General features: G+C 70.1%; 14 protein-coding genes. 6 read left to right on the top strand and 8 right to left on the bottom strand.

From position 1 onward, the window contains the following. Window positions 1-14: 14 nt before the first annotated feature. The 3 genes from ACO07H_RS12840 to ACO07H_RS12830 all read right to left on the bottom strand — a co-directional run bounded on the left by ACO07H_RS12840 (window position 15) and on the right by ACO07H_RS12830 (window position 3,610). Window positions 15-1,550, bottom strand: a complete 1,536-nt coding sequence (locus ACO07H_RS12840; protein WP_422014687.1) for a DHA2 family efflux MFS transporter permease subunit — start codon at window positions 1,548-1,550, stop codon at window positions 15-17. A gap of 129 nt (window positions 1,551-1,679) precedes the next feature. Continuing rightward, window positions 1,680-2,777, bottom strand: a complete 1,098-nt coding sequence (locus ACO07H_RS12835) for an HlyD family secretion protein (protein ID WP_422014685.1) — start codon at window positions 2,775-2,777, stop codon at window positions 1,680-1,682. After that, window positions 2,774-3,610, bottom strand: a complete 837-nt coding sequence (locus ACO07H_RS12830; RefSeq protein WP_422014683.1) for a pirin family protein — start codon at window positions 3,608-3,610, stop codon at window positions 2,774-2,776. Before ACO07H_RS12830 ends, ACO07H_RS12835 begins: the two co-directional genes overlap by 4 nt. 116 nt (window positions 3,611-3,726) lie before the next feature. On the opposite strand from ACO07H_RS12830, the gene ACO07H_RS12825 reads away from it, so the two are divergent. Next, entirely contained in the window at window positions 3,727-4,656 is a 930-nt protein-coding gene (locus tag ACO07H_RS12825) for a LysR substrate-binding domain-containing protein (protein ID WP_422014681.1), read from the top strand. Between the two features lie 13 nt (window positions 4,657-4,669). Here ACO07H_RS12825 and ACO07H_RS12820 read toward each other — a convergent pair whose 3' ends face one another. Further along, window positions 4,670-5,494 carry a substrate-binding periplasmic protein gene (locus ACO07H_RS12820; protein WP_422014679.1) on the bottom strand — a complete coding sequence of 275 codons (825 nt, stop codon included), beginning with the start codon at window positions 5,492-5,494 and terminating at the stop codon, window positions 4,670-4,672. A gap of 25 nt (window positions 5,495-5,519) precedes the next feature. Further along, complete coding sequence (ligA, locus tag ACO07H_RS12815; protein WP_422014677.1) at window positions 5,520-7,571, bottom strand: NAD-dependent DNA ligase LigA; 2,052 nt, start codon at window positions 7,569-7,571, stop codon at window positions 5,520-5,522. Window positions 7,572-7,635: 64 nt separating this feature from the next. On the opposite strand from ligA, the gene ACO07H_RS12810 reads away from it, so the two are divergent. After that, window positions 7,636-9,180, top strand: coding sequence for a methyl-accepting chemotaxis protein (locus ACO07H_RS12810; RefSeq protein WP_422014675.1), 1,545 nt, complete (start codon window positions 7,636-7,638; stop codon window positions 9,178-9,180). 18 nt (window positions 9,181-9,198) lie between these two features. Here ACO07H_RS12810 and ACO07H_RS12805 read toward each other — a convergent pair whose 3' ends face one another. The 3 genes from ACO07H_RS12805 to smc are packed head-to-tail and all read right to left on the bottom strand — an operon-like array spanning window position 9,199 to window position 15,051. Next, window positions 9,199-10,497 (bottom strand): hemolysin family protein, encoded by a 1,299-nt coding sequence (locus ACO07H_RS12805; RefSeq protein WP_422018637.1) that lies wholly within the window; start codon window positions 10,495-10,497, stop codon window positions 9,199-9,201. Further along, a complete protein-coding gene (locus ACO07H_RS12800; RefSeq protein ID WP_422014673.1) occupies window positions 10,493-11,539 on the bottom strand; it encodes a cell division protein ZipA C-terminal FtsZ-binding domain-containing protein in 1,047 nt (348 codons plus the stop codon). Before ACO07H_RS12800 ends, ACO07H_RS12805 begins: the two co-directional genes overlap by 5 nt. Continuing rightward, complete coding sequence (gene smc / locus ACO07H_RS12795) at window positions 11,536-15,051, bottom strand: chromosome segregation protein SMC (RefSeq protein WP_422014671.1); 3,516 nt, start codon at window positions 15,049-15,051, stop codon at window positions 11,536-11,538. The genes ACO07H_RS12800 and smc overlap by 4 nt, the downstream gene beginning before the upstream one ends. Before the next feature lie 176 nt (window positions 15,052-15,227). Here smc and queF point away from each other — a divergent pair, with 176 nt between their 5' ends. The 4 genes from queF (at window position 15,228) to dapD (ending at window position 19,115) form a co-directional block, all read left to right on the top strand. Then, window positions 15,228-15,659 carry a preQ(1) synthase gene (queF, locus tag ACO07H_RS12790; RefSeq protein WP_422018636.1) on the top strand — a complete coding sequence of 144 codons (432 nt, stop codon included), beginning with the start codon at window positions 15,228-15,230 and terminating at the stop codon, window positions 15,657-15,659. Window positions 15,660-15,728: 69 nt separating this feature from the next. Continuing rightward, window positions 15,729-17,093, top strand: a complete 1,365-nt coding sequence (locus ACO07H_RS12785) for a hypothetical protein (protein ID WP_422014669.1) — start codon at window positions 15,729-15,731, stop codon at window positions 17,091-17,093. After that, window positions 17,090-18,304, top strand: a complete 1,215-nt coding sequence (gene dapC / locus ACO07H_RS12780) for a succinyldiaminopimelate transaminase (protein ID WP_422014667.1) — start codon at window positions 17,090-17,092, stop codon at window positions 18,302-18,304. The genes ACO07H_RS12785 and dapC overlap by 4 nt, the downstream gene beginning before the upstream one ends. Beyond that, on the top strand, window positions 18,291-19,115 hold the full coding sequence (dapD, locus tag ACO07H_RS12775; RefSeq protein ID WP_422014665.1) for a 2,3,4,5-tetrahydropyridine-2,6-dicarboxylate N-succinyltransferase: 825 nt from the start codon (window positions 18,291-18,293) through the stop codon (window positions 19,113-19,115). Before dapC ends, dapD begins: the two co-directional genes overlap by 14 nt. Window positions 19,116-19,119: the final 4 nt, after the last annotated feature.

The raw sequence follows: 19,119 nt of genomic DNA, 5'->3' as shown, positions 1-19,119 counted from the left end.
TCGATCTCCCGAATTCAATGGGCGGCTTCGGCCGCGCCCGCGCCGCCGAGGACCTTCTTGCTGAGCCACACGATGCCCACGCAGGCGAACAGCGCGATGCCCAGGATCAGGAAGGCGTCGTTGTAGGCCATGATGAAACTCTCGCGGCGCACGGTGCCGTCCAGCGCGCGCAAGGCCATGTCCTGCGCGGCGGCCAGGTCGGCCCCCTTGGCGGCGAAGTTCTGCGCCAGTGCGTCCAGCCGCGCCTGCGTGGCGGGGTCGTACAGGCTGACGGCCTCGCCGATGCGGTTGCTGTGCAGGTGCTCGCGGTTGGTCAGCAGCGTGGCCAGCGTGGCGATGCCGACCGAGCCGCCCAGGTTGCGCATCATGTTGAACATGCCGGACGCGCTGGGCAGCAGCTGCGGCGGGATGCCGTTGATGGCGAAGTTGGTCAGCGTGATCATGATGAGCGGCTGGCCCAGTGCGCGCACGATCTGCGCGGCGATCAGCTCCGGGCCGGCGGTGTCGGCGCTCATGTGGGTGTTCATGAAGCAGGACGCCGCGAACAGCGCCAGGCCCAGGCTCATCATCACGCGGTTGTCCAGCTTGGTGGACAGCTTGGCCGCGAACGGCATGATGAACAGCTGCGGCAGGCCCATCCACATGATGACCAGGCCGATCTGCATGGGCGTGTAGTTGGCGATCTGGCCCAGGTACAGCGGCAGGATGAACGCCGAGCCGTACAGGCCCATGCCGGTCGTGAACGCGATGACCGCCGCGATCAGGAAGCTGGGCCGGCCGAAGATGTGCAGGTCGATGAAGGTGTTGGACCGCGTCAGGCCACGCCAGGCCCAGACGTAGATGCCGCCCACCGCCAGCACGGCGGCCGTGATGATGAAGGAGCTCTGGAACCAGTCCTTGGAGTTGCCCTCCTCCAGCATCGCGGTGAGCGAGCCCAGGCCGATGGCCATGGCGGCGACGCTCAGCCAGTCGACCTTCTTCAGCAGGTCCAGCTGCAGCGGCTCCTTGTCCAGGCCCCAGCTCACGCCCAGGATCAGCAGGATGCCCGGCACCCAGTTGATGTAGAAGATGCTGGGCCAGCCGTACAGCTCGGTCAGGTAGCCGCCCACCGTCGGGCCCAGCGTGGGCGCCAGCGTGGCGGTCATGCCGAACAGCGCCAGGCCGATGGGCCGCTTGTTCAGCGGCAGCTTGCGCGTGACCAGCGTCATCGCCATCGGGATCATGACGCCGCCGGTGAAGCCCTGCATCGCGCGGAAGACGATCATGCTCTCCAGGCTCCAGGCCATGCCGCACAGCGTGCTGAACATCAGGAACAGCAGCACGTTGACCGTCAGGTACAGCCGCGTGGAGAACACGGTGGCGAGGAAACCCGCCAGCGGGATGACGACGATCTCGGCCACCAGGTAGGCGCTGGAGATCCAGGAGCCCTCCTCCTGCGTGGCGGACAGCGCGCCGAGGATGTCTCTGAGCGACGAGTTCGTGATGGCGATGTCCAGCACCGCCATGAAGGCGCCGAGCAGGCTGGCCAGCACGGCCAGCCAGGTGCGCATGGGCACCTTGCTCCCGGGCGGCGGGGGCAGTTGAACGGGACTCATGGCGCAAGCGGCGCACGGCCGTCCGAAGCCGCTGACGCCCCCTCGGGGGGCAGCGAACGAAGAGAGCGTGGGGGCCGATTCATGTTATTCGGCGATCTCGACTTCGACCTGCACCGACAGGCCTGGCACGATGCGCGACGCCTGCTCGCCCAGCGCCTTCAGGCTCTCGGGCTCGAACACCAGCTTGACCGGCACGCGCTGCACGATCTTGGTGAAGTTGCCGGTGGCGTTGTCGGGCGGCAGCAGCGCGAAGCTGGCGCCCGAGGCCGGCGCAAAGCTGTCGACCTTGGCGATCAAGTCCTGGCCCGGGAAGGCGTCGACCTTCACGTGCACCCGCTGCCCCGGCTTCATGCGCGAGAGTTGCGTCTCCTTGAAGTTGGCGGTGATCCAGACCTCGGGCTCGACGATGGCCGCGAGCTGCTGGCCAGCCTGCACGCGCTGGCCCACCTCCACCGTGCGCTTGCCGATGCGGCCGTCGCTGGACGCGCGCAGCTCCACGTAACCGAGCTGGTTCTGCGCGTCCTTCAGCTGCGCCTGCGCGGCCGTCTTCTGCGCGTTGGCGGACTGGCGCGTACTCTCGGCGGCGACGATGACCTCCCGGGCCGCGGCGGAGCTGGCCTTGCGGGCGGCCAGGTCGGCGCGGGCCACGTCGCGCGCGGCGAGCGAGGCATCCAGTTCCTGCTTGCTGGTCGCGCGCAGTTCGGCGCCGAACAGCGCCTGGCTGCGCTTGGCCTCCAGCTCGGTGCGGGCCAGCACGGCCTCGGCCTGCGTGACCTGCGAGCCGGTCGCGGCAGCCTGGGCCCTGGCCTGGGCGATCTGCGCGGCGCTGGTGGCGATGGCCGCGTCCGCCTGCGCGATCTGCGCCTTCAGCCGCTCGACCTGCACGGCCGCGTCCGCCGGGTCCAGGCGCAGCAGCACGTCGCCGGTCTTGACGACCGCGTTGTCCTGCATGCGCATCTCGGTGACGACGCCGGCCACGCGCGTGGCGACCGGGTGGATGCGGCCGGAGACGAAGGCGTTGTCGGTCTCGACGAAGTGCTGGCTGCGCCACCACATGCGCCCGCCCAGGCCGATGCCGCCGATCAGCAGCACGGCGCCGATGACGAGCAGCGGCAGCGGCGGGCCGCTCTTCTTGCCGGTGTCAGCAGGCTTGGGCGCGGCGTTCTGTTGCGGAGCGTTCATGACAGGGTGTCCTTGTTGTGAGTGCTTGGGATTGTTCTGGGGCTGAGGCGGCCCATGCCGCCCGACTGGAAGCGCTGGAGCGCGGCCACGACCTGCCCTTCGTCGCTCATGACGAAGGGGCCGTGGCGCACGATGGACTCCTGCAGCGGCCGGCCGGCGAAGCAGGCCAGGCGCAGCGCCTCGTCAGCGACGATCGGCGCGCGGCCCGCCAGCGGCAGGCTCAATGCGCGGCCGCCGGACAGTGGCAGGCCGCCGCTCTCGCCGCTGCCGTGGATGACGACGGCGAAGCCCTGCTCGCCATCGCGCAAGACAAAGTCGAACGTGGCACCGGCCTCGACATCGACGATGGCCAGCGCCGTGGGCCAGGGCAGCGCCAGCTCGGCAGTGCCGCCGAACACCTGCACGGCTTGCCAGCCGTCGCCCACGCGGCGCGGCATCTGCTGCGGCGCCAGGTGCATGACGGCGGGCGCACGCAGCTTCTGCTCGGCCGGCAGGTTCACGAAGATCTGCAGCCCATGGGCCTCGCGGCCGGTCTCGGCGGGGAACTCGTCGTGCATGAGGCCGCGGCCAGCCAGCGTCCAGTGCAGGCCGCCAGGCGGGATGGCGTGTTCACCCCCCAGGGAATCGCGGCTGACCAGGCCGGTGGCCGAGTCGTCGAACAGGTAGGTCACGGCCGAGAAGCCCGCGTGCGGGTGCGGCGCGAACGTCGCCTCGCTCATGCGGAAGTGGTCGACCATGATGAACGGGTCGAGCAGCGCCAGCGGCTCGCGCCAGCCCTCGGCCTGGAAGCCGGCGCCGATGCGGTGCCGTTGCGGCTGGAGCAGACGGGGCATTGACATGATGGCCGCGACTGTAGAGAGTTCCATTTCCGGTGAATAGCCGCAAAATTCAAACGCACCGTTCCGGAAACGAAACGGAATAAAACGACATCCAACGCGACCATCCACCCATGAAGATCGACGACCTCCTCCTGCTGGCCCAGGTCCGGCGCGCGGGCTCGCTGTCCGCGGCCTCGCGCCAGCTTGACCTGCCCAAGGCCACGTTGAGCCGGCGCCTGGCGGCGCTGGAGACGTCCGTGGGTGCGCGACTGTTCGTGCCCGGCGCCAGCCGCATGACGCTGACGGAGCTGGGCGAACAACTCGCCGAGCGCGCCAGCCGCCACGACGAGGACATCGCCGAGACGCGCGACTGGCTGGCCGCTCGCGAGACCACGCCACAGGGCCGGCTGCGCGTGTCGGTGCCCGCGGAGTTCGCGATGCTGCTGCTGGCCGAGAGCTTCGCCCGCTTCGTGCGCCGCTACCCGAAGGTGGCGCTGGAGGTCGACACCACGCCGCGCCGCGTGGACCTCTTCAACGAGCCCTACGACGTGGCCGTGCGCATGGGCGCCGTGGACGAGCCGGAGCTGGTGGCGCGACAGTTCATGACGATGGAGCGCGGGCTGTATGCCAGCCCCGTGTACCTGCAGGCCCGGCCCGCGCCGCTGACGCCGGCCGACCTGGCCGGGCACGATTTCGTCGTCATGACGCAGGCCAAGGACGCGCACAAGCGCCGGCTGCAGAACGGCAGCCAGACCATCGAGATCGAACTGAACGGGCCGCTGGAGGCCAATTCCATCGGCCTGGTGCTGGCGCTGACGCGGGCCGGCGGTGGCATCGGCAGCTTCCCGTACGGCATGGTGGCCTCGGACCTGGAGGCCGGCACGCTGGTGCCGGTGCTGCCCGACTGGCGCTACGAACCGCTGCCCGTGCACCTGCTGACGGCCAGCCGCCGGCTGATGCCGGCCAAGACACGCGCCTTCATCGACCACCTGTTCGAGACCAAGCCCGACTGGGCCCGGTCCGACCTGCTGCAGCCCCGGCCGGCAAGCCGCGGCGGCTGACGACGCGCGCCGCTCAGGGGCTCGTCCGCTTCCAGAGCTGGATGCTTTTCTCCACCCAGCCATTCATCAGCCCCTGGCGCGCCAGCGTGAACATGGCGCGGGCGATGCGGCCGCGCATCTCCGGCGTGTTGCAGGCCGAGCGGTGCGACAGCGTCAGGTACAGCGGCTCGCTGGCCACGGCAACCTGCAGCGGCTTGATGCCGTCGATGTTCAACCGCGCCTGGTAGGCGGCGGCCGGGCTGTCCTCGTAGACCAGGTAGTCGACGCGCGAGCGCTGCAGCATCTGCAGCGCCCGCTCCAGGCTCGCCACCTGGGAGATGTTCAGGTGGTCGCGCGCGTAGCGGTCGAAGTCCTCGCCGAAGCTGTTGCCAATGACGGTGACACCCTGCAGCGACGCCAGGTCGCTCCAGCGCCGGTAATCGAGGCGGCTGCCGTCGCGCACCAGCACCACCGAGCGCGTCTCGCGCAGCGCAGGGTAGAAGTAATCCATGTACTCGGTGCGCGCCATCGTCAGGAAGGCACCGGCGATCAGGTCGATGCGGCCGGCGCGCATCTCCTCCTGCACCCGGCCCCAGGGCCCCACGTAGCGCGACTCGATGGCCAGCCCCAGTTCCTTGGACAGCCAGGCCAGCATCTCGGCATTGGCGCCGACCAACCGGTTCTCGTTCTCGGCGCTGCGCCACAGGTAGGGCGGGTATTGCGGGTTGCCGGAGGCCACCAGTTGCCTGCAGGCAACCGCCGGCGCTGGCGGCGTCTGGACCTGCGCCCACGCCGCCAGCGGCAGCAGCAGCACCAGCGCCAGGGGCCAGCGTGGCAGGCAGATCGGCGGCATCTTCATCGTCGGCGCTCCTGGAGATCGTGACTCAGCCTTGATCCTGGAGCAGCGTCCGCAGCCCCGCTTCGTCCAGCACGGTAACACCGAGCGTGCGGGCCTTCTCCAGCTTGCTGCCGGCCTCTTCGCCGGCAATGACGTAGCTCGTCTTCTTGGACACCGAGCCGCTGACCTTGCCGCCCGCGGCCTCGATGAGCGCCTGCGCCTCGTCGCGGGACAGCGTGGGCAGCGTGCCGGTCAGCACCAGCGTCTTGCCCAGCAGCGGGCGCGGCCGGTCGTCGCCCTCGCCTTCGCTTTCCTTGGGCGCCACGCCGGCGGCCAGCAACTGCTCGACGACCTCGACGTTGTGCGGCTGGGCAAAGAAGGTGTGGATGCTGGCCGCGACGATGGGGCCCACGTCGGGCACCTCCAGCAACTGCTCCACGCTGGCGCTCATCAGCTTGTCCAGCGTGCCGAAGTGGCGGGCCAGGTCCTTGGCCGTCGTCTCGCCGACCTGGCGGATGCCCAGCGAGAACAGGAAGCGGGCCAACGTGGGCGACTTGCTCTTCTCCAGCGCATCGACCAGGTTCTGCGCGCTCTTCTCGGCCATGCGGTCCAGCGCCGCGAGCTTGGCGACGCCGAGTTTGTACAGCCCCGGCAGGCTCTGCACGATGCCCGCGTCCACGAGCTGCTCGACCAGCTTGTCGCCCAGGCCCTCGATGTCCATCGCGCGGCGGCCGGCGAAGTGCAGCAGGGCCTGCTTGCGCTGCGCCGGGCAGAACACGCCGCCCGTGCAGCGGTAGTCCATGCCGCCGCGCTCGCGCACCGCGGCGCTCTTGCAGACGGGGCAGGCGCGCGGCATGCGGAAGTTGGGCACGTAGTGGGCGCGCTCGCCGGGCACACGGCCTACCACTTCCGGGATCACGTCGCCCGCGCGGCGGATGACGACTTGGTCACCCACGCGAACGCCTTTGCGGCGCATCTCGAACAGGTTATGCAGCGTCGCGTTGCTGACGGTGGTGCCACCCACGAACACTGGCTCCAGCCGCGCCACCGGCGTCAGCTTGCCCGTGCGGCCGACCTGGATGTCGATGGCCAGCAGCGTGGTGACCTGCTCCTGTGCGGGGTACTTGTGCGCGACGGCCCAGCGCGGCTCGCGGGTCTTGAACCCCAGCCGCGCCTGCAGCTCGCGCGAGTTGACCTTGTAGACGACGCCGTCGATGTCGAAAGGCAATTGGTCGCGCTTGGCGGCCATGGCCTGGTGGAATTCGACCAGGCCGCGCGCGCCCTGGGCCACGACACGGTCGGCGTTGACCGGCAGGCCGAACGCGGCCAGCGCGTCCAGCAGCCCGGCGTGCGTGGCGGGGATGTCCCAGCCCTGCACCTCGCCCAGGCCGTAGGCGTAGAAGGACATCGGCCGCTGGCGCACCAGCGCCGGGTCGAGCTGGCGGATCGCGCCGGCCGCCGTGTTGCGCGGGTTCACGAAGGTCTTGTCGCCGCGCTCGCGCTGGCGCTCATTGAGCTTCTCGAAGTCGTCGCGGCGCATGTAGACCTCGCCGCGCACTTCCAGCACCGCGGGCGTGTCCTCGTTGGCGCCCTTCAGCCGCAGCGGGATCTGGCCGATCGTTCGCACGTTCTGCGTGACGTCCTCGCCCGTCTCGCCATCGCCGCGCGTCGCGGCCTGCACCAGCACGCCGTGCTCATAGCGCAGGTTCATCGCCAGGCCATCGAACTTCAGCTCGGCGGCGTACTCCACCGGCGGGTCGGCCTCGGTCAGCCCCAGCTCACGGCGCACGCGGGCGTCGAAGGCGATGGCGCCACCTTCCGTCGTGTCGGTCTCGGTCGTGATGGACAGCATGGGCACGATGTGACGCACCGGCGTCAGGCCCGGCAGCACGGCGCCGATGACGCGCTGCGTGGGCGAATCGGGCGTCAGCAGCGCGGGGTGAGCGGCCTCGATGGCCTGCAGCTCGGCAAAAAGCTTGTCGTACTCCGCGTCCGGCAGCTCGGGCGCATCGAGCACGTAGTACAGGTGGGCGTGGTGGTTCAGCTGGGCGCGCAGCTCGGCGGCGCGATCTTTTGGTGCGGAGCTCATGAGCGGCATTGTCTCGTCAGGGCACAGCTGCCATGATGGCTCGCGGCCTGGGTCGGGTCGAAGGGAGAGCGCGATGCTGTCGAATCTTCGGGTGGGGCCGCGCATGGCCGTCGGTTTCGGGGTGCTGCTGGCGCTGATGCTGCTCATGGGCGGCTTTGCCACCAGCCGTGTTGCCCGGGTGCAGGCCAATGTGCTGGACCTGGCGGACAACTGGCTGGCCAGCACCCAGCAACTGGCGGGCATGAACGAGGCGCTGAACCAGATGCGCCGCGCGGAGCTGCAATTGGCGCTGGGCGGTTCGGCCGACGAGATGGCCGCCGAGCAGCAGCGCATCGCCCAGCAATGGGAGGTGCTGGCGCCGCTGCTCAAGGCTTACAGCGCGCTGCTGAGCGCGGATGAAAAGCTGCCCTTCCAGACCTTTCAAGGCACGCTGGAGGCCTACAGGGCGGGCCAGGCCAAGATCAATGCGCTGGTCAGCGCGGGCAAGTCCGACGAAGCCGTGGCTGTGATCCGCGGCGACTCGCGCAAGCAGTTCCGGGCCAGCACCGAGGCAGTGCACAAGCTCATCGACATCAACGGTGCCGGCGCCCGGCAGGCCCGCGCCGACGCGATGGGCAGCTACAGCGCGGTGCTGTGGGGCATCTGGAGCATGGTGGCCGTCGCGCTGGCTCTCGGCTCGCTGGTGGCCTGGCGCATGACGCGCTCCGTCACCCAGCCGCTGCAGCAAGCGGCCGCCGCGACCGAGCGCATTGCCGGTGGCGACCTGACGGCCGATGTCCACAGCAGCCTTGGCGATGAACTCGGCGACCTGCTGCGCGGCCTGGGCCGCATGCAGCAGGCCTTGCACGAATCCATCAGCACGGTGCGCAGCAGCGCCGACGCGATCGCCACGGCCAGCGGCGAGGTCTCGGCGGGCAGCCTGGACTTGTCCACCCGCACCGAGGAAGCGGCAGCCAGCCTGGAGCAGACCGCCGCGGCCATGCACCACATCACCGACACGGCTCAGGCCAACGCCAGCTCGGCCGGCGAGGCCAACCGCCTGGCCTCGGGCGCCTCCGGCGTGGCCGCACGCGGCGGGGTGGCGGTGGGCGAGGTCATCCGCACGATGGACGCCATCCAGCAGTCCTCGCGCAAGATCGCCGACATCATCGGCGTCATCGACGGCATCGCCTTCCAGACCAACATCCTGGCGCTGAATGCGGCGGTCGAGGCCGCCCGTGCTGGCGAGCAGGGACGCGGCTTCGCCGTCGTGGCCGCCGAAGTGCGCACGCTGGCGCAGCGCAGCGCCCAGGCGGCGCGCGAGATCAAGACGTTGATCTCCGGCTCGGTCGCGCATGTAGAGGCCGGCTCGCGCCAAGTGGCGGATGCCGGCGCGACCATGCAGGAGGTGGTGGCGGCGGTGCAGCGCGTGACGCAGGTCATCGCCGAGATCAGCGCCGGCGTGCAGAACCAGACCCAGAGCCTGGCCGAAGTCAACACGGCCGTCACGCAGCTCGACACGATGACGCAGCAGAACGCGTCGCTGGTGGAGGAATCCGCCGCCGCGTCCGAGGCGCTGAAGAGTCAGGCCGCAGCGCTGGCCGAGGTCGTCGCAAGGTTCAGGTTGAGGCGGGCCTGAAGCAGGCCCGGGTGCCGCTCAATTCCGCGGCGCCACCGGTGTGATCATGACCTGGTCGACGCGGTGGCTGTCAACGTCCACCACCTCGAAGCGCCAGCCTTCCCACTCCACGCAGTCGGTGCGCCGCGGGATGCGGCGCAGCATGACCATCAGGAAGCCGGCCAGCGTGTCGTAGGTGCCGGCGTTCGGCCAGGTCTCGATGCCCAGCGAGCGCTCCACGTCGGGGATGGGCGTGATGCCGTCGGCCAGGAAGCTGCCGTCCTCGCGGCGCACGATCTGCTCTTCGTCGCTCGGGGCCACCAGGCTGCCCATGACGGTGTTCATCACGTCGTTCAACGTGACGACGCCGACGACGCGGCTGTACTCGTTGACGATGACGGCGAAGTCCTCGTGCGCCTCGCGGAACTGCATCAGCATCTCGGACAGCGTCAACCGGTCCGGCACGATGAGCACCTTCTTCACGAGCGGCGCGAGGTCGCGCAGCGAGATGGCTTCGTCGCGCAGCACGCGCTGGAACAGGTCCGTCGCGTCCACATAGCCCACGACCTGGTCGATCTCGCCGTCGCACACCAGGTAGGTGGAGTGCGGCGTCTCGGCGATGCGCGTGCGGATCAGCGGGTCGTCGTCGTCACGCGAGAAGAACACGATGCGCTCGCGGCGGGTCATCACCGTCTCGACGGTGCGCGTGTCCAGCTCGAACACGTTGGCGATGACCTGCTGCTCCTCGTCGGCCACCACGCCGGCCTGGTAGCCCGCCTCGGTCAGCGCCAGGATGTCCCGGTGGCTGATGGTCTCGTCGCGCTTGGCCGGCAGGCCCAGCAGGCGGATCAGGCCTTCGGTGAGGCTGCTGAATGCCCAGGCCAGCGGCCGCAACAGGCGGCACAGCAGCAGCATCGGCCCCACCAGCGCCATCGCGACGCGCTCCGGCTCGCTCATCGACAGGCGCTTGGGCACCAGGTCGGCCAGCACGATGAACAGCGACGTGATGCTGATGAACGACGCCGCGAACCCCAGCGTCGCCGCCAATTCGGGCGCCACGACCAGGCGCAGCGCGGCTTCGAAATGCGGCGTGAACGCGCCCTCGCCGACGATGCCGGCCAGGATGGCGACGGTGTTGACGCCGATCTGCACAACGGTGAAGTAGTCGCCCGGATGCGCCTGCACGCCCAGCACCCGGGCCGCGCGGGCGTCACCCGCGTCGGCACGCTGCTGCAGGTTGAGCCGGCGCGACGCGGCCAGCGACAGCTCGGCCATCGAGAAGAACGCACTGCCCAGGATCAGCAGGCCGATCAGCAGCAGGCTCGTCGCCATGTCAATCGAACAGGCGGCGGGCCGCGGGCGAGCCGGCTGCGAGGTCGCGCTCGGCGAGCGCCTGGTAGAGCTTCTTCAGCTCCACGTCGATGGCCGCGAACGCGTGCAGGCCCAGCACCTGGCCGCGGTCGTCGCAGACCTCGGCCTCCAGGTCGCGGGCCAGCGCGCGCGCGGCTTCCTGCCAGGCGGCGAACGGCTCGGCGTCGGCCGGTGTCTGCGGCACGTCCAGCGCCAGCGTCAGCTCGCGCAGCGACAAGGCCTCGGGGTCTTCGGCCAGCGCCGCCTGCGCGTCGAACTGCAGCGTCAGCACGGGCGGCGCGCCCTCCTCGCTCGACGGCATCACCAGCCGGCCCGGCAGCGCGCCGGCCACGAAGCCATGGCGCCCGGCCGCCTGCTGCACGAAGCCCGGCGTCCACGCGGCGCCCCGGGCGCGCAGCAGCAGCGCGAGCTGGGCATCGTGGCCGGCGGCGAACTGGTCCAGCTCGCGCGCACGGGCGACGACGTCCAGCATGTCCGGGAACTGCACGAAGCCGCCCACGCCGTCTGCAAAGGCCTGGATCTTCTGCACGAACTCCGAGTACTCGATCTCGTTGAGCGCGCCGCTGCGGTTGGCCATCTTCAGGCCGGCCTGGAACTCGCCATAGCGCTCGCCCGGCGCGGGCAGCTCCCAGTCGCCGGTGGCGGCGTTCAGCCCTTCGATCTGGAACGGCTTGGTGCCGGCGCGGCGGCTGCCGGGCTGGTGTTGCAGCGCCAACTCGCCCGAGACCGGCTGCTCGACGGTGATGGTGGCGATGGCGTCGATCAGCGCGTCGATGCGGGCGGAAGGCCGGCGCATCGGGCGGCCGACGGCGGGCAGCGTCGCTTCCAGCGAGTCGGCGTCCGCCGCGGTTTCGGCGGTGGCCGGCGCATCGAAATGCGGCTCCTCCAGCGGCGGCAACGCGCGCTTGGGGCCGGCCTTGCGCGCCGTCCAGGCGCCGTGCGCAATGATGACGGCGAGCACCAGGCCGCCGACGATGGCCAGGAGCGTGGTCAGGGAGGTGGTCATCATGCGGCGTCCGCCAGGGCCAGCGCCTTGTCCATGTCCACCGCGACGATGCGCGACACGCCCTGCTCCTGCATCGTCACGCCAATCAGTTGTTCAGCCATTTCCATCGCTATCTTGTTGTGCGAGATGAAGAGGAATTGCGTGCCGGCGCTCATCTGCGACACCAGCTTGGCATAGCGCTCGGTGTTGGCATCGTCCAGCGGCGCGTCCACCTCGTCCAGCAGGCAGAACGGCGCAGGGTTGAGCTGGAAGATCGCGAACACCAGCGCAATCGCCGTCAGCGCCTTCTCGCCGCCCGAGAGCAGGTGGATGGTGCTGTTCTTCTTGCCCGGCGGCTGCGCCATGACTTGCACGCCGGCGTCCAGGATCTCGTCGCCGGTCATGACCAGCCGGGCCTCGCCGCCGCCGAACAGCTCCGGGAACATGCGGCCGAAGTGGCTGTTGACCTGGTTGAACGTCGCGCCCAGCAGGTCGCGCGTTTCCAGGTCGATCTTGTGGATCGCGTCTTCCAGCGTGCCGATGGCCGAGTTCAGGTCGGCGCACTGCGAGTCCAGGAAGGTCTTGCGCTCGCGCGCCGTCGTCAGTTCGTCCAGCGCCGCCAGGTTGACCGCACCGAGTGCGGCGATCTCGCGGTTGATGCGGTCGATCTCGCCCTGCAGGCCGTAGAGCTTGACGTTGTTCTCCTCGACCGACTTCGCCAGCGCGTCCAGGTCCACGGCGGCTGCTTCGAGCTGCTCGCGGTACTGCGCGCCGCCCAGCTGCGCGGCCTGCTCTTCGAGCTGCAGCTTGGTGATGGCGTCGCGCAGCGGGTCCAGGCTGCGCTCGAACGTCATGCGCTGCTCATCGGCCTTGCGCAGGCGCAGCGAGAGGTCGTCGTAGCTGGCGCGCACGGCAGACAAGGCCTGCTCGCGCTCGACCTTCAAGGCCAGCGCGTCCTGCAGGCCGGCCTGCGCGGCGGCGTCGTTCAGCGTGTCCAGCTCGGTCTGCAGGCTGGCCGCCGACGCGGCCACCTGCGTGACCTGCGCCTGCGCCGTCTCGATGCCGCGCTGCAGTTCGCCGCGGCGGGCGGCCAGTGCCTGCGTCGCAAAGCGCGCTTCCTGCGCGCGCCGCTCCAGCGCGCGCAACTGCTCGCGCGCATCGCTGAGCTTGCGCTCGGCGGCGATGGTGCCGTCTTCCAGCTCGGCATGGCGCTGTTGCGCGTCGCCGAGCTGGATGTCCAGCTCCTCGAAGCGCGCCTCGCCGACCGCGCGACGCTCCTGCAGCGCCTCCTGCTGGCCGGCGATCTCGGCCAGCTCGGCATCCAGTGCACTGCGGCGCTGCTGGCTGGCCTCGGCCTGTTGCGTCAGGCGCAGCAGTTCGACCTGGATCTGGTGCGCGCGCGTCTGCGCCTCGCTGGCCTCGCGGCGCAGCGTCGCCAGGCGCCCGTTCGCGTCGTTGAACTGGTGCTCGATGCGGACCAGCGCCAGCCGCGCTTCCTCCGCGATCAGGCCTTGCGCCTTCTGCGCCAGCGTCAACTGCTCGATCTCCTGCGCGCGCGCCAGCAGGCCGGCCTGCTCGGAGTCCGGCGCGTAGAACGTCACCGAGAACTGGCCGACGGCATGTCCCGCCGGCGTCAGGATCAGCTCGCCGTGGGTCAGCCGGCCGCGCGCGGCCAGCGCCTCGTCCAGCGTGCCGGCGGTGTAGATGCCTTCCAGCCAGTCGTTCAGCAGCGCCAGCAGGCCGGCGTCGTCGAGCTTGAGCAGCGCGGACAGCTTGGGCAGCGTCTCGTGCGTGTTCGCAATCGCGCCGGGCGGCGTCGAATAGAACGCCAGCCGCGCGGGTGGTGCGTCGGACTCGAAGGCCCGCACCGTGTCCAGCCGGCCCACGCTGAGCGCACCCATGCGCTCGCGCAGCGCAGCTTCCAGCGCGTTCTCCCAGCCCTGGGCAATGTGCAGCCGGGTCCACAGGCCTTGCAGGCCATCGAGGCCATGCTTGGCCAGCCAGGGCTTGAGCTTGCCCTCGGTCTGCACCTTGTCCTGCAGCGCCTTCAGCGCCTCCAGCCGGGCGGTCAGGTCGGACTGCTTCGCGAGCTGCGCATTGGCGTCCTGCTGCAGCGTGCGGCGCTGGTCTTCGAGCTGCGGCAGTTGCTCGGCCAGCGCCTGCAGCCGGGCGTCGGCCAGGTCGCGCGCCTCGTCGGCTTCGGCGCTGCGGCTTTTCAACGCTTCCAGCGCCTCATGGTCGGGCGCACCCAGCGCGCGGGATTCGGCTGTCAGCCGGTCCTCGCGCTGTCGCAGCGCCCTGGCCTGCTCGTCCACGCTGCGACTCTCGGCGGCCAGCACCTGGATCTGCTGCTGCACCTGCGTGACCTGCGTGCGCTGCTCGTTGGCGCGCGCCTGCGCGGCGCGCACGGCGTCTTCCGTCAGCGGCAGCTGCGCCTGCTGCTCCTCGGCCTGCGCGCTCAGGATCTCGCTCTGCTCGTCGGCCCCGGCGATCTGCTCCGCGATGCCCTCCAGCTCGGCGGTGGACTGCTCGATGCGCTCGCGCCACTGGCCGTCCTGCGCGTGCAGCTCGGCCAGCCGCGCCTGGGCACGCGTGCGGCTCTCGACGACGAAGCGGATGCGCTCCTCCAGCCGGCTCACTTCGAGCTGGGCTTCGGCATAGCGGCCCTGGCTGTTGTGCAACTCGTCGCCCGCGGCGTAGTGCGCCTGGCGCACCTCTTCGAGCGTCGCCTCCACGGCGCGCAATTCGGCCGTGCGCGACTCCAGCGCGTTGACGGCTTCAGCGTGCGCCGCCTTGACCCGCGCGGCTTCGGTACCGGCGTCGCGCGCCTTCAGGAACCACAGCTGGTGCAGCTTCAGCGTGCCAGCGTCCTGCAGGCTGCGATAGCTCGCCGCCACCTCGGCCTGGCGCTCCAGCTTCTCCAGGTTGGCGTTGAGCTCGCGCAGGATGTCGTCGACGCGGGTCAGGTTCTCGCGCGTGTCCTTGAGGCGGTTCTCGGTCTCGCGGCGGCGCTCCTTGTACTTGGACACGCCGGCCGCTTCTTCCAGAAAAAGGCGCAGTTCTTCGGGCTTGCTCTCGATGATGCGCGAGATGGTGCCCTGGCCGATGATGGCGTAGGCGCGCGGCCCCAGGCCGGTGCCGAGGAACACGTCCTGCACGTCGCGGCGGCGCACCGGCTGGTTGTTGATGAAGTAGCTGCTGGTGCCGTCGCGCGTCAGCACGCGCTTGACAGCGATCTCGGTGAACTGGTTCCAAGGCCCGCCAGCGCGCGCGATGGTGTTGTCGAACACCAGTTCCACGCTGGCGCGGCCGGCCGGCTTGCGGTTGCCGGAGCCGTTGAAGATGACGTCCTGCATGGACTCGCCACGCAGCTCGCTGGCCTTGCTCTCACCCAGCACCCAGCGCACCGCGTCCATGATGTTGGACTTGCCGCAGCCGTTGGGCCCCACGACGCCGACCAGTTGCCCGGGCAACTGGAACGTGGTGGGTTCTGCAAAGGATTTGAAGCCGGCGAGCTTGATCGAGTTCAGCCGCATGTAGCTTGGACGTAAGCCCTTGATTTGGCTAAAGAAAAGCGCCTTTCAATGGCGCTTTGACGGGGCCGGATGATAGCATTCGCCTACTGTCAAATTGCTTCAGAAAGCTCGCCGTCATGGCTACCAAGAAGTCCGCCGCCGCCCCCGCGCCCAAGAAGAAGCCCAAGATGCGCGAGATGCCCCCGAATCCGCCCAGCAAGCCCAGCAAGGACATCCTGGTGTTCCCGAACCCCAACCCGGAGCGGGACTACACCATCCAGTTCCAGGTGCCGGAGTTCACCTGCCACTGCCCGCTGACCGGCCAGCCCGACTTCGCGCACTTCACGATCGACATGATCGCGGATGAGCTCTGCGTCGAGCTCAAGAGCCTGAAGATGTACTTCTGGAGCTACCGCAACGAGGGCGCCTTCCACGAGAAGGTCACCAACACCATCCTCGACGACATCGTCAAGGTGACCGACCCGCGCTTCATCCGCATCACGGCCAAGTGGTACGTGCGCGGCGGCATCTACACCAATGTGGTGGCCGAGCACCGCAAGCCGGGCTGGACGCCGGCGCCGCGCGTGGACCTGCCGGCCCACGGGTTCGAGTCGGGCATGCTGGGCTGATCCGACGCCGGCGGCGTTCGCAAGCCGGCCGCTTGGTGCATGCTCCAAGCCTGCCGACTCCCGACCGCCATGACCCACGCCGTTGACGCCGAGCTGATCGAGCGCGAGCTGCAACGCCTCGCGGCCAGCGGCCCGTTCCGGCGGGCCGTGCGGCATCTGCGCTTCCTGCGCCACCTGATCCAGCTGGCCCAGGCGGGCGACACGGCGGGCCAGCGCGAGATGGCGCTGGGCGTGGCTGTGTTCCACCGCCGCGCGGACCTGTTCGACCCGCGCAGCGACACCATCGTGCGCGTGGAGGCGCGGCGGCTGCGGCAGAAGCTGGCGGCCTACTACGAGGCTGAAGGCCGCGAGGCGCAGCTGGTGTTCTCGCTGCCGGTGGGCAGCTATGCGCTGCAGATGCAGCCGCGGGCCGCACCGGCCGACCCGGCCCGGGCGCCGGCCATGGAGCGGGTCAGCCTGGGCCGGGCCGCGCTGGCCATGGGTTCGGTCGACGGCAGCCAGCGCGCGCAGCAACTGGCCGACGAGGCGCTGGCGCTGCGGCCCGCGCTGGGCGCGGCGCTGGTGCTGAAGGCCTCGGCCCTGGTGTTCTCCGTCGGCCTGACCGCGCTGCCCGCGCCGGGCGTGATGCCGACGGCCCGCGAGGCGGCCGATGCGGCGCTCAAGGACCCGTCGCTCGCTCTGGCCGAGCGGACGGAGGCCCACGGGCTGCTCGCCACCATCGCCTTCAGCCACGACCGCCACTGGCCCGAGGCGCTGGCCCAGGTGCAGCGCGCGCTGGCACTGTCGCCCACCGCCGGGCTGCATGCCCGACACGGCTGGATGCTGATGTTCTGCGGCCGCTTCGACGCCGCGCGGGCGGCCTATGCCGAGGCGCGCGCGCTGGACCCGGTGTCGCTTCACTACCGCGCGCATGAAGGGCTGATCGAGCTGTACGCCCGCCGCTACGCCGCCGCCGCCCGGGTCTTCGACGACGTGCTCAGCGTGTCGCCGCATCTGCTCGTGGCCCAGTCGCTGGCCGCCTCGCTGCATCTGTACGCCGGCCGCGTCGACGCGGGCCTGGCCGCCTTTCGCGACCTGGCCGAGCGCCTGCCCGCGCTGAGCATCGGCCGCTGCGGCATGGCGCAGGCGCTGGCGCTGGCCGGCGACCGCGCGGGGGCGATGCGGGCATTCACCGCGCTGCGGGCCGACTTCGACGCAGGCCGCGCGCCGCCCTACCAGCTTGCGATGGTCAGCGCCCGGCTGGGCGACGTGGATGGCTGCCTGCACTGGCTGGCATGCGCCGCCGAATTGCACGACTTCAACCTCGTCTGCGCGGGCGTGGACCCGGCCTTCGACGCGTGGCGGGCCGACCCGCGGTTTGACGACTTCCTGAAGCTTGCCGGCATCACCGTTGCAGTCGCCGGAGCCCACCCGCCACCTATCATTCCGCCATGAGTGTTTTCGCCAATCCGCGGCTCGATCTGCTGCAGCCCTATCCCTTCGAGCGCCTGCGCACGCTCAACGCCGGCATCACGCCGAATGCCGACTACGCGCCGATCTCGCTGGGCATGGGCGAGCCCCGCCATGCCGCACCGGCCCTCGTCGAGGAGGCCATCAAGGGCGCGATGAAAGGGTTGTCGAGCTATCCCGCCACGGCCGGCACGCCGGCGCTGCGCGAGGCCATGGCCGCGTGGGTGGCGCGCCGCTACGGTCTTTCGCTGGACCCGCTGACGCAGGTGCTGCCCATCAACGGCTCGCGCGAGGCCTTGTTCGCCATCGCGCAGACGGTCGTCGACGCCAGCCGCCCTGGCGCCACGGTGGTCTGCCCCAACCCCTTCTATCAAATCTACGAAGGCGCGGCGCTGCTGGCCGGTGCCGGCGTGGCCTTTGCGAACGCCGACCCGGCGCGCAATTTCGCCGTGGACTGGCGCCAGATCGACGACGCGACCTGGGCGCGCACGCAACTGGTCTACGTCTGCTCGCCCGGCAACCCCAGCGGCGCGGTGATGCCGCTGGCCGAATGGCAGGCGCTGTTCGAGCTGAGTGACCGGCATGGCTTCGTCATCGCGTCCGACGAGTGCTACTCGGAGATCTACTTCCGCGACGAGCCGCCGCTGGGCGGCCTGGAGGCCGCGGCCAAGCTGGGCCGCAGCGACTTCCGCAACCTGATCTCGTTCACGTCACTGTCCAAGCGCTCCAACGTGCCGGGCCTGCGCTCGGGCTTCGTGGCCGGCGACGCCGCGCTGCTGAAGAAGTTCCTGCTGTACCGCACCTATCACGGCAGCGCGATGAGCCCGCTGGTGCAGGCCGCCAGCATCGCGGCCTGGGGGGACGAGGCGCATGTCGTCGAGAACCGTGCGCGCTACCGCCAAAAGTTCGCCGACGTGACGCCGCTGCTGGCGGACGTGCTGGACGTGGCGCTGCCCGACGCCGGCTTCTACCTGTGGGCCGCTGTACCAGGCGGTCACGACATCGCCTTCGCTCAAGGGTTGCTCGCTCAATACAATCTCGCCGTCCTGCCGGGCAGCCTGCTGGCCCGCGAGGCCCACGGCGTCAACCCCGGCGCCGGCCGCATCCGGCTGGCGCTGGTCGCCGACGAGGCCGAATGTCTCGAAGCCGCCCGCCGCATCGTTTCCTTCACGAATCTCTCCCATGAACACCGCTGACCTGCAAAGCCTGATCGACCTCGCCTGGGACAACCGCGCGGCCCTGGACCCGACCAACGCCCCCGAGCTGCGGCAGGCGGTGGAGCATGTCATCGCCGAACTGGATGCCGGCCGCCTGCGCGTGGCCACGCGCGAGGGCGTGGGCCAATGGACGGTGCACCAGTGGGTCAAGAAGGCCGTGCTGCTGTCGTTCCGGCTGAACGACAACCGCCTGATGGGCGACAAGGACCTGACCTTCTTCGACAAGGTGCCGACCAAGTACGCCGGCTGGAGCGACGAGCAGCTGCGCGCCAGCGGCGTGCGCGTCGTGCCGCCGGCCGTCGCGCGCCGCGGCAGCTTCCAGGCCAAGAACGTCGTGCTGATGCCCTCGTACGTGAACATCGGCGCCTACGTGGACGAAGGCGCGATGGTGGACACCTGGGCCACCGTGGGCTCCTGCGCACAGATCGGCAAGAACGTGCACCTGTCGGGCGGCGTGGGCATCGGCGGCGTGCTGGAGCCGCTGCAGGCCAACCCGACCATCATCGAAGACAACTGCTTCATCGGTGCGCGCTCCGAGGTGGTCGAGGGCGTCATCGTCGAGGAGAACTCGGTCATCTCGATGGGCGTCTACATCGGCCAGAGCACGCCGATCTACGACCGCGCGACCGACACGGTGAGCTACGGCCGCATCCCGGCCGGCTCCGTCGTCATCTCGGGCTCGCTGCCCAAGGACGGGGGGCGCTACAGCCTGTACGCCGCCATCATCGTCAAGCGCGTGGACGCGCAGACGCGCTCCAAGACCAGCATCAACGAACTGCTGCGGGCCTGACCAT

The sequence above is a fragment of the Roseateles sp. genome, from assembly GCF_965229315.1.
Classification (GTDB): domain Bacteria; phylum Pseudomonadota; class Gammaproteobacteria; order Burkholderiales; family Burkholderiaceae_C; genus Pelomonas.
Note: the sequence above shows the minus strand (reverse complement) of the source record. Positions and strands in the feature narration are given on the sequence as shown.

Excerpts from the sequence above, each read along its gene's own strand:
- dapD (WP_422014665.1), top strand. The coding sequence starts at position 18,291 with ATGAACACCGCTGACCTGCAAAGCCTGATCGACCTCGCCTGGGACAAC.
- ACO07H_RS12840 (WP_422014687.1), bottom strand. The coding sequence starts at position 1,550 with ATGCGCACCTGGCTGGCCGTGCTGGCCAGCCTGCTCGGCGCCTTCATG.
- ACO07H_RS12800 (WP_422014673.1), bottom strand. The coding sequence starts at position 11,539 with ATGATGACCACCTCCCTGACCACGCTCCTGGCCATCGTCGGCGGCCTG.
- ACO07H_RS12830 (WP_422014683.1), bottom strand. The coding sequence starts at position 3,610 with ATGCCCCGTCTGCTCCAGCCGCAACGGCACCGCATCGGCGCCGGCTTC.
- ACO07H_RS12835 (WP_422014685.1), bottom strand. The coding sequence starts at position 2,777 with ATGAACGCTCCGCAACAGAACGCCGCGCCCAAGCCTGCTGACACCGGC.
- ACO07H_RS12785 (WP_422014669.1), top strand. The coding sequence starts at position 15,729 with ATGACCCACGCCGTTGACGCCGAGCTGATCGAGCGCGAGCTGCAACGC.
- ACO07H_RS12810 (WP_422014675.1), top strand. The coding sequence starts at position 7,636 with ATGCTGTCGAATCTTCGGGTGGGGCCGCGCATGGCCGTCGGTTTCGGG.
- ligA (WP_422014677.1), bottom strand. The coding sequence starts at position 7,571 with ATGCCGCTCATGAGCTCCGCACCAAAAGATCGCGCCGCCGAGCTGCGC.
- ACO07H_RS12820 (WP_422014679.1), bottom strand. The coding sequence starts at position 5,494 with ATGAAGATGCCGCCGATCTGCCTGCCACGCTGGCCCCTGGCGCTGGTG.
- dapC (WP_422014667.1), top strand. The coding sequence starts at position 17,090 with ATGAGTGTTTTCGCCAATCCGCGGCTCGATCTGCTGCAGCCCTATCCC.
- ACO07H_RS12825 (WP_422014681.1), top strand. The coding sequence starts at position 3,727 with ATGAAGATCGACGACCTCCTCCTGCTGGCCCAGGTCCGGCGCGCGGGC.
- smc (WP_422014671.1), bottom strand. The coding sequence starts at position 15,051 with ATGCGGCTGAACTCGATCAAGCTCGCCGGCTTCAAATCCTTTGCAGAA.
- queF (WP_422018636.1), top strand. The coding sequence starts at position 15,228 with ATGCCCCCGAATCCGCCCAGCAAGCCCAGCAAGGACATCCTGGTGTTC.